This window comes from Cupriavidus sp. 01L415, assembly GCF_056400065.1.
Window position 1 is genome coordinate 1 of record NZ_JBFTSP010000067.1, and the last position, 2,880, is coordinate 2,880.

General features: G+C 61.0%; 2 protein-coding genes and 1 pseudogene. 1 reads left to right on the top strand and 2 read right to left on the bottom strand.

All coding sequences use genetic code 11. The annotated features are described in order from the left end of the window. Positions 1 to 148 (bottom strand): annotated as a pseudogene (locus tag AC1DOX_RS30830) (ferritin-like domain-containing protein); the annotation flags it as partial. A gap of 292 nt (positions 149 to 440) precedes the next feature. Between AC1DOX_RS30830 and AC1DOX_RS30835 the strand changes: the two are divergent. Beyond that, a complete protein-coding gene (locus AC1DOX_RS30835) occupies positions 441 to 1,652 on the top strand; it encodes an NAD(P)/FAD-dependent oxidoreductase (protein ID WP_441624637.1) in 1,212 nt (403 codons plus the stop codon). Positions 1,653 to 1,749: 97 nt separating this feature from the next. Here the strand turns inward: AC1DOX_RS30835 and AC1DOX_RS30840 are convergent, their stop codons facing one another. Next, a complete protein-coding gene (locus AC1DOX_RS30840) occupies positions 1,750 to 2,307 on the bottom strand; it encodes an RrF2 family transcriptional regulator (protein ID WP_092133572.1) in 558 nt (185 codons plus the stop codon). Positions 2,308 to 2,880 lie beyond the last annotated feature (573 nt).

Sequence of the window (2,880 nt, forward strand, 5' to 3'; positions counted from 1 at the left end):
GGGCGGACCATTCGGTGATGGCATTCATGCGGATGGTTTTCGCCTGGTCATCGGTCAGCAGGCTGGCGTCGAAGGAATCCCATGGGATGTCCTTGTCCATGTGCCAGCGGACCGATTCCAACGATTTGAACAGTTCGGGGTAGAGCATGTCAGTCACTCGAAATGATGGATAGGGCGCATAACTACGATTATAGAAGTCGCAGTAAAGATAATCGATCCGGGATCGAAGCGCAATCCGCATGACGGAGCGACCGATGGAGCGCATGAGAGAACCGGCAAGAAGCCGTCTCGACAAAAAAACTTGCGCACCTTAACTACGACTCATACAATCGTAGTTAAGACGTGCGACCACAGGCTGCCGTCGAGCTGATCAGGTCGCGACGCAACGATGGAGTTCGGCCTGCCATATGAGACCGAGAATAGATTCAGGAGCACGAAACATGTCGAAACGCATTCTTGTTATTGGCGCCGGCTTTGCCGGCATGTGGAGCGCGCTGGCTTCGGCCCGCTTGCTGGACGAAGTAGGGCGCACGGATGTGGAGATCGCGCTCGTCGCGCCAGCGCCAGAGCTCCACATCCGTCCCCGCCTGTACGAAAAGAACCCCGGCGGGATGAGGGCGCCGTTGCAAGATATTTTTGAGGCAGTGGGTGTCAAGTTCATCCAGGGCGTCGTGGAGCGCATCGATGTGGAACGCCACGAGGTGGAACTTGTGGGCGTGGGTGCCGATACGTCACGCCGCAAGCTCGGCTATGACCGCCTGGTCCTTGCCAGCGGCAGCCGCCTGTTCCGGCCGCAAATTCCGGGCCTCGAGCAACACGCATTCAATGTGGACCAGGTGGCAGATGCCGCGCGGCTGGAAGCCCATATCTTCAGCCTGGCCAGCCGTCCCGAAAGCACGGCGCGCAACACGGTGGTGGTCGCCGGTGCCGGCTTCACTGGTATCGAGACCGCCGCGGAAATGCCTGCACGTCTGCGCGAGGTATTCGGCAAGGACGCAGCCGTGAACGTGATCATGGTCGAGCGCAACGCCGACATTGGTCCCGATCTGGGTGCCGGCCCGCGACCGGTGATCACGCAGGCGCTGACGGAACTCGGTGTGACATGGAAGGTTGGCTCCGGCGTCGCCGCTGTCGATGCGAAGGGCGTTACGCTCGAGAACGGGGAGCGGATTGAGGCAGACACCGTCATTTGGACCGCGGGCGCTCGCGCCAGCGCCCTGACTTCGCAGATTCCGGCGAAGCGCGATAACTTCGGGCGACTTCATGTCGATCGCCACCTGAAGGTCGAGGGCATCGATACGATCTACGCGACCGGCGACGTTGCCTATGCGGCCACCGACGACGAAGGGAATTACGCCGCGATGTCCTGCCAGCACGCCATGAACCTGGGGCGGTCAGCCGGGCACAATGTCGCAGCGGACCTTCTGGGGGAGGTGCTGATTCCCTACAGTCAGCCGAAATATGTGACCTGCCTGGATCTGGGCCCGTGGGGCGCCGTCTACACGGAAGGTTGGGATCGCCAGGTGAAACTCGCGGGTGCAGAAGCCAAGGCGCTGAAGACCCAGATCAATACCGAGTGGATCTATCCGCCAAGCGCAGATCGTGCTGAAGTGCTGGCGTCTGCCGATCCCCGACGCATCGTCGTAGCCTGACCGCGCAAGCCATAGTGAAAGAGGGCGATCCTGGTGGATCGCCCTCTTGCTTTGGGTTGCCTACGCGAAGAATTCGCGTCGATGGAACGAATGGAGTTCAGGCACGCTTGCGGGTTTTTGCCGGCGCGGATTCGGTCTTGTCGCCGCGTCGGTTGGCTGCGCGATCGGTCAACCACTGAATCACATGCGGACCGTAGCTGGCAGGTGCCTTGTCGATGGTGCGCTGGGCCAGGTCAGCCAGCGTGTGCTGCTTGAGTTCTGCACGCATGGCCTTTTCCGCGATCTGCATCACAGAGTGGATCGAGCACACACCGCGCGTCGCCCACGTCGGCGTACCGTGATCGAACACTGCGCAGCGGCCGCGGATCTCGCGGCAGTCGAACAGGGGCTTGTCACCGTCGATGGCGACGACCACGTCGTGCACAGTGATGCGGTCGGCAGGGCGAGCCAGCTTGAACCCGCCCTTGATGCCTTCCGTCGCCACCACGAGTTCTGCCTTGGCTAATTTGGTGAACAGCTTGGCCAGGAAATCGGTGGGAATACCCTGCAGTTCAGCAAGGTCACGAACACTGGCTTCTTCCACTGCGGCCTGTGAACGCGTCAGGTACAGCAGACAATGCAGCCCGTACTCAACTCCGGTGCTGATGTGTGACATGTTTAACTCAGACTATTGATATCGTAGTTGTAAGCCTATACAAGTCTGAGGGGGACCGCAAGGTTTCGGGCGGCCAGGGCGCTTCGACAAGGCAAGAGCGCCACTTTCAATCGGCGAGCGCGTTGCGCGAGGTGCCGCAAGCAGGGTTGTGATCGACGGTGACGGACGTGGGTCTTCATCAGTTCGATTCGTGAGCGCTGCGAGTGGTTGACCATGCCAAGTACGAGCACCGAAGTCGGCGTAGCGGTCGCGGATGAGGCCGCGGACACGGGATTCCAGGCCGGGCGGCAACAGGCGATGGGCTGGAGCACCTAGCCGCCGATTCTGCAGACTCGCCGCACCTTCACCTTGATATCGGCGCAACACAGGCGCATCGTTATGGCGATCGTGTCCGGTCGCATGGTGGCTTCCTGTCCGCACCCCCCCGTCCGCTAAATTCAAATGTCAGTCCGAGCGTGCTTTTTGTGCGGGGTTGGATGTTTTTGTGGGGTTGCTGTGGGGCGGTGGCGCTGGCCGTTGACGCCTGAGGCTGGCGCAGGGTGGGGCGGTGAGGTCGCGGTGGGCAAACTTAAA

Coding starts and splice junctions, on each gene's coding strand:
- AC1DOX_RS30840 (WP_092133572.1), bottom strand. CDS start 2,307: ATGTCACACATCAGCACCGGAGTTGAGTACGGGCTGCATTGTCTGCTG.
- AC1DOX_RS30835 (WP_441624637.1), top strand. CDS start 441: ATGTCGAAACGCATTCTTGTTATTGGCGCCGGCTTTGCCGGCATGTGG.